This window comes from Actinophytocola sp. (assembly GCF_049647105.1).
In the GTDB taxonomy this organism is placed as follows: domain Bacteria; phylum Actinomycetota; class Actinomycetes; order Mycobacteriales; family Pseudonocardiaceae; genus Actinophytocola.
Genome location: NZ_JBARWZ010000170.1, coordinates 1 through 6,094, shown reverse-complemented (window position 1 = coordinate 6,094; position 6,094 = coordinate 1). Strand labels below are relative to the sequence as shown.

Sequence of the window (6,094 nt, the reverse complement as noted above, 5' to 3'; positions counted from 1 at the left end):
GCCCCGCGCCGCGCCCTGCGCCACGCAGCCCCGTCCCTCGCCCCGCGCCACGATCTGCCGCCTCGCGCTCTGCGCCGCGTTCGTCTTGCGTCGCCCGCCCCGCGTTTCCGCGCTCGCCCGCACTCCGCTCCGCGCCCTCGTCGCTCCCCGCAGCCGCTCCGCTGCCCGCGCCCCGCTGCTGCTCCCGCGTCTGCCCCGCGCTGCCGCGCTCCGCCCCGCCCCGCGCCATTTCTGAGTTCTGGGGGGTGTGCTCGCTCGGGTCTTGCCTGCTCGGCGGTGGGTTTCTGGGGAGCCATCGCTGGGGGCGGCATCGCGTTGGTTTGATCTTCGGTTGCCGGGGCGGCGGGCGGCTGTGGTGCGTGCTTTGTCGGTTTTTCCGCAGGTCGTGGACCATGTGGTCTTCGGCGCCGTGGTGGGGGCTTACCTGCGGCGACGGGCTCTCAGGTTGCCCTAAGGCGCGTTCGGTAGCTTTGCGTTGTGGTTCGTCCGTCCGTGCGGGCGCTCGACGTGATCGGCCTGCTCGTCAGGCTCGGCCTTGCCGCTGTGTGGCTGGTGTCCGGTGCGATCAAGGTCAGCGACCTCAACCAGACCTACATCGCCGTGCAGGCGTATGACCTGCTGCCCGCCGGGGTGGTCAGTGTCGTGGCCGCTGGGCTGCCGTTCCTCGAGTTGTTGCTCGGGGTGTTGCTCCTCGCCGGGCTCGGCACTCGGGTGGTCGCGATCGTGTCCGGGATCGTGCTGCTCGCGTTCATCGGCGGGGTCGCGCAGTCGTGGGCACGCGGCCTCACCATCGACTGCGGGTGCTTCGGCGGTGGCGGGGAAGTCGCGGCCGGGCAGACGCAGTACCCGCGGGAACTGGCACGGGACATCGGGTTCCTGCTGCTCGCCGTGTGGCTGACCGTGCGGCCGCGCAGCCTCTGGTCGGTCGATGGTTGGCTCACGGGCCGCGGTCCCGAGGTGGAGACCGTGGACACACAGGGAAGGACTTGACCGGTGGGTGGAGCTGAGCGCAACGCTCGCAAGAAGCGGCAGCAGGCGCAGACCTCGGGCCGGAGCCCGGCGGTCGCGGCTGCCCGCAAGAGCACCGACCGCAAGAAGCTCGTGGTCGGCGTCGTTGTGGTCGTCGTGGTCGCCGCCGCCGTCATCGGTGGCGTGCTGATCTACAACAACCAGAAGAACGCGACCGAGGGCAAGAACATCGAGGCGCCCGGCTCCTCCGAGCAGTCTGACGCCACGGCCGACTTCCCAGTGGAGCGCGACGGCGGGGTCGTCGTCGTCGGCAGTGCCGACGCCAAGGTCACCCTCGACGTCTACGAGGACTTCCTCTGCCCGGCCTGCCGCCAGTTCGAGGAGACCTTCGGCGCGGACATCGAGAAGCACGTCGCCGACGGGACCGTCCGGGTCCGCTACCACATGCTGCCCATGCTCAACGAGCGTTCCGACCCGCCCGGCTACTCCATGGACTCCGCCAACGCGGGCCTGTGCGCCGCCGACGCGGGCAAGTTCCCCGCTTTCCACCGGACACTGTTCTCCGACCAGCAGCCGGAGGAAGGCAGCCGGGGCTGGGACCGTCAGCAGCTCGCCGAACTCGGCACCTCACTAGGCATCACCGGCGACGACTTCACGGCCTGCGTCACCGGCGGGACGCACAACGACCTGGTGCAGAAGAACTTCGACGAGGCCAAGGCTGCGCCCTACCTGCAGCAGGAGTTCCCGGACGGGTCCAAGGGCTTCGGCACGCCCACCATCGCGTCGGGGGAGCAGGTCGTCGACACCGGCAAGGCCGACTGGCTCGACAGGCTCATCGAGTCAGCCGCCTAGACCCGCCAGCGGCGGCGGACCCTCCGACCAGCGCACGAACCGCTTAGCCTTGCCGACCTCGGTACGCGGCACACTGCCCGCGGCCACGACCCGCACCGCACACGTGATGCCCAGCCGCTCCCGCAGCGCCGCACCGAGGTCGGCGGCCAGCGACTCGTCCCCGCCGGTCTGCTCCACCGCGACCCACAGCTCGGGCCGCGCCGCGGTCCGCCTGTCCTCCACCACCAGGTAGTGCGGGCTGACCCGGCCGTCCGCCAGCAGCACCGCCTCGATCTCGGTCGGGAACACGTTCACGCCGCGCACCACCAGCATGTCGTCGGTGCGGCCCAGCAGCTTCGACATGCGCCGCAGCGTGCGTGGCGCGCCCGGCACCGGGCCGGCCAGCGTCGCCACGTCACCGGAGCGGTATCGCAGCAGCGGCATGCCGGTCTTCGTCAACGTCGTGAACACCAGCTCGCCCGGCGTGCCGTCGGGAACCGGCCTGCCGTCCGCGTCGACGGCCTCCACGAAGAAGTGGTCCTCCGCGACGTTCAACATGCCGTCCGAGTCCAGCGACTCGGCCGCCACACCAGGGCCGATGATCTCCGACAGGCCGTAGATGTCCAGCGCCCGCAGCCCGAGGAGCCGCTCGATCTGCACCCGCATCTCGTGCGTCCACGGCTCCGCACCGAACAGCCCCGCCCGCAGGCTCGCGGGCTCGATCCCCGCCGAGGCCAACGCCTCCCCGAGGAAGATCGCGTACGACGGCGTGCACGTCAGGATGTCCGGTTGCAGGTCCACGATCATCCGCACCTGACGGTCCGTCATCCCACCCGAAAGAGGTAGGACGGTCGCGCCCAGCCGCATCCCGCCGTGGTGCACGCCGAGACCACCGGTGAACAGCCCGTAGCCGTACGCGTTGTGGATGAGACTGCGCCGCGTCGCGCCCGCCCCACCCAGCGCCCGCGCCATGACCTGCGCCCATATGTCCACATCAGCGGCCGTGTACGGCACCAAAGTGGGGCGGCCCCCCGTCCCGGACGACCCGTGCACACAGACGACATCGTCGACGGGCACCGCCCGCAGCCCGTCCGGATAGTGGTCCCAGAGGTCACGCTTCGTGACCGTCGGCAGCCGATCGATGTCGTCGAGCGACACGTCTGTGCCAGCCCGCACCCCGACATCCGCCAACCGCCCGGCCTGCAGCCCACCCGCCGCGAGCAGCCGGTCCACCAACCCTCGCAACCGCCGTTCCTGCAGCTCCCGGCGACGCGCGGGATCGATCCCCTCCGCGTCCGGCTCGACAAGGGGCACCACCAGGGCATCAGCGACCACGATGTGGGTGTAGCACGTGAGCGGTCCATTGAGGAAGGACCCACCCCGCCGCAACAGCCCCCGGAAGCCGGGGTATCTTGTACGAGCACAAGGGGCTGTAGCGCAGCTGGTAGCGCACCACACTGGCAGTGTGGGGGTCAGGGGTTCGAACCCCCTCAGCTCCACAACACAAACCGGCAGGTGAAGACGTATGTCTTCACCTGCCGGTTTCGTGTTGCCCTCACTCATGCGGCTGTCGTGCCAGTTGCGTGCCAGATCAGGCCGCGTGTTCTCCCCGGTGCCTCCTGGATTATCAGGTCAGCGCTACCGCGATCGCATGGTCGCGTGCTGGTAGATCATGGCGGCCCCGAGTGCTGGAGTGCTCGGAAAGTTCGCCGCGATCGTGTCTGGCGATGTCGTAGGCGAGCGGACACCAAGGTGAGATGTCATGTACTCACCTCTCGTCATGTCACAGTGTCACCGAGTAGGACTGAACCATCGCTTTAGGGGGCCGCTGTCCTGGCTACGGATAGCCGCACGGCTCTGCTTGGATGGCAGGATGTCGCTGGAAAAGCCTTACCTCCTCGCTGAAGGGGTGCCTGACGTCGGTGCAGTCGTCGGGATCGCCGGAGCGGTCGCTGAATATCGGAATTGCATCGCTCATTCGGATCGAATGGATAAGGTAGATCCGCTCAAAATGTGGCACCTAGATCTGACCTTGAATGCGCTGCTGCGACTGGTCTTCCTTCGCGAACTTGGTTGGGACGAAGACCGATGTCATTCTGCGGCGATGCGCCACAATATGAGTTGGATCAACTAGATTGGCCCTGGTAAAGGACGTGAGAGTCAGCTAGTGATGTCCACCAACGTTCGCCGGGCTCGCCAGTGGATAGCGACAGAGTGACCGGTACGTGCCCGCAGGTGTCTCACCTGTCACTCGGTCACTTCACGTGGGATGAACTGCGGAAACGGCGGTGACACCTGAGTGACACTCAGACGTTGTCCCGTCTTCCCACACTCTCTCTGTGTCACAGGTGTCACCTCAATCATGCTGAACCATCCTCAGCAGAGGGGCAGATGGCCCTGACGGCTCGCAACGCGCCGGGAACGGGTAAGCCCGGCTGACGCACAGTCAATCAACGCGGAAAACACGAGCCAGGATCACCGTAGACGACCGATCCACAACGGGCGTGAGGCGCACAGGGCGACTCAGCATCCCCCTCACCTGCGTGAAGATGGTCCAGCCCCGTGCTGTCTACGTGCTGAAAGGGGTAGTCCGCAACGGTCAACAACGGCTAACCCTGCCGGACATAACTGCAGGTCAGATTGCCTTTTCTAGGTGGATTTGGCTGGTTCCGAGACTGAGAACGCAGGTTCGACCCTCGTCATCCGTTCTACATCGAAAGTCCTAGGTCAGAGGAAACATACTCTAGACCCAGGACATTCATCTTCGTGGTTGAACACGAGCGCCAGCACGATGCCTACCTCAATCAGCCGAAAGTCTGGTTCAAGTCAGCTTTTGCTCTGGTTCGAATTCTTGTCTCGCGCGAACACGCGAGATCATTCCTTTTCAGATATTCCAGCTCTTGCGACGGCCATCGCTACGCCGCGCACCGCTAGCGCAAGGGCGCTGACCCATGTCACAACACCGGACGCCGTAACAATCACGACGGCGCTACCGGCCGCCAGTATAAGAATCACTATAATTAACAATGTGACGTTATTGTTCAAATGAGATCACCTCCTGTCAATATTGCTCGAAATCGTCACCTCCAATTCAAAGCCCGTCGGAGAGAGGGATTCCTTGCTTTGGTTCAATTATACCAAGAATTGCGACAGAATGCAAAATACGTCAGATTCTCTGCGGTTTACTTGCAAGGGGTTGGTAGCGCTTCGTTGGGCGTCTCTGACTTGCGTGAACGCGTGGCTGACGAAGGTCGAGCTGGCTTGTGGTAGTCATGGCGCTATCGATGATTGGACTTTTGGTAGTGAGACCCATCGAAGGCGAGGCGTCGTGAGTGCCAATCCTCGCGCTCTTCAGCGCAGATTTCCTCTATTGTCTCGACAAGCCGTACCGCGGCCTCTTCTGTGCTGTACCGACCGGCGCCTACGCAAAAGAGCGCCACCTCCCGTTCGATCGCGTATCTGACCTTCTTTCTGTTTGCCCAGCTTTCTTTCCATCCAAATAGCTGGCGACCTCCGTTGAGAACGATTGCCACCGACCCGATCAAGGCAATCCATTTGCCCCCCACCTCGAAAGCTGCGCATGCGGGTACGGCCGCTGTCACCACCAGGCTCAGCAACTCCAGAACTCCATGCCGAGTGCGAGCTTGCTCTCCGGCGTGGACATATCGCGACCACTCGGTGATGACGGATTGCGGAACGGGTGTTCCATCAGGCGCCTTCGCCTGGTGGAACCAATCCATGGATCCCGGCCGTGGTTCGTCGTCAGACATTGCCATCTCGCTTTCGGTGTCCGCTCCAACATGCTGATCATGGTGTCGGCGGAGTAGGTGCAGGCGTAACGGCACTACGGATCCAGGTAGTTCCTCCGTTCGATGTCTTGTTCATCTTTGCGTTCGCCGCTCCGTCGAGGTTGGTCCAGAACGTGTCGCAAGGTTCGATCCTGCCGTGAGCGCATGACTCAGGCTGTGCCAGATGCGTGCCAGTTGGGCCGGTCGTTCACGGGGAACCAGGGGGAACTACGGGACGCTCGCCGAAAATGCACAGGTCAGAGGTTCGCCAGGTCAGCGCTCAACAAGGCGCCCGACTGGCAGTGTGGGGGTCAGGGGTTCGAACCCCCTCAGCTCCACATAGTGCAAAGTCCGCTGACAGGCGAGTTATCGCAGGTCGGCGGACTTTTTTTGATCTTGAATCATTGTTTCAAGTGGACAGTTAGCGTGCTAGCGAAGCGGTTTCTGGAGCAGAAGTGGAGCACGGCCTGTTCCAGCGTGAAATGGGGTCATGCGCTGCTCCAGCC

The 6,094-nt window shown here is 64.5% G+C and carries 5 protein-coding genes and 1 tRNA gene; 4 read left to right on the top strand and 2 right to left on the bottom strand.

Annotated elements, in window-relative coordinates:
- The first annotated feature begins 477 nt into the window (after window positions 1–477).
- Window positions 478–990, top strand: a complete 513-nt coding sequence (locus WBA97_RS21310; protein WP_424232641.1) for a MauE/DoxX family redox-associated membrane protein — start codon at window positions 478–480, stop codon at window positions 988–990.
- A gap of 3 nt (window positions 991–993) precedes the next feature.
- On the top strand, window positions 994–1,821 hold the full coding sequence (locus WBA97_RS21305) for a DsbA family protein (RefSeq protein ID WP_424232640.1): 828 nt from the start codon (window positions 994–996) through the stop codon (window positions 1,819–1,821).
- On the opposite strand, the gene WBA97_RS21300 is transcribed toward WBA97_RS21305, so the two are convergent.
- Entirely contained in the window at window positions 1,810–3,135 is a 1,326-nt protein-coding gene (locus WBA97_RS21300; RefSeq protein WP_424232639.1) for a phenylacetate--CoA ligase family protein, read from the bottom strand. The two genes, WBA97_RS21305 and WBA97_RS21300, sit on opposite strands and share 12 nt — an antisense overlap.
- Before the next feature lie 91 nt (window positions 3,136–3,226).
- Here WBA97_RS21300 and WBA97_RS21295 point away from each other — a divergent pair.
- Together WBA97_RS21295 and WBA97_RS21290 are read left to right on the top strand one after the other, a co-directional pair.
- Window positions 3,227–3,299: transfer RNA gene (locus tag WBA97_RS21295), tRNA-Ala, on the top strand.
- Window positions 3,300–3,673: 374 nt separating this feature from the next.
- A complete protein-coding gene (locus WBA97_RS21290; RefSeq protein ID WP_424232638.1) occupies window positions 3,674–3,934 on the top strand; it encodes a HEPN domain-containing protein in 261 nt (86 codons plus the stop codon).
- Between the two features lie 1,144 nt (window positions 3,935–5,078).
- Here the strand turns inward: WBA97_RS21290 and WBA97_RS21285 are convergent.
- On the bottom strand, window positions 5,079–5,570 hold the full coding sequence (locus tag WBA97_RS21285) for a DUF4231 domain-containing protein (protein ID WP_424232637.1): 492 nt from the start codon (window positions 5,568–5,570) through the stop codon (window positions 5,079–5,081).
- Between the last annotated feature and the right edge of the window lie 524 nt (window positions 5,571–6,094).

Bases quoted from the DNA above. Each gene is read 5' to 3' on its own strand.
- WBA97_RS21290 (WP_424232638.1), top strand. From the start codon at position 3,674: ATGTCGCTGGAAAAGCCTTACCTCCTCGCTGAAGGGGTGCCTGACGTC.
- WBA97_RS21285 (WP_424232637.1), bottom strand. From the start codon at position 5,570: ATGTCTGACGACGAACCACGGCCGGGATCCATGGATTGGTTCCACCAG.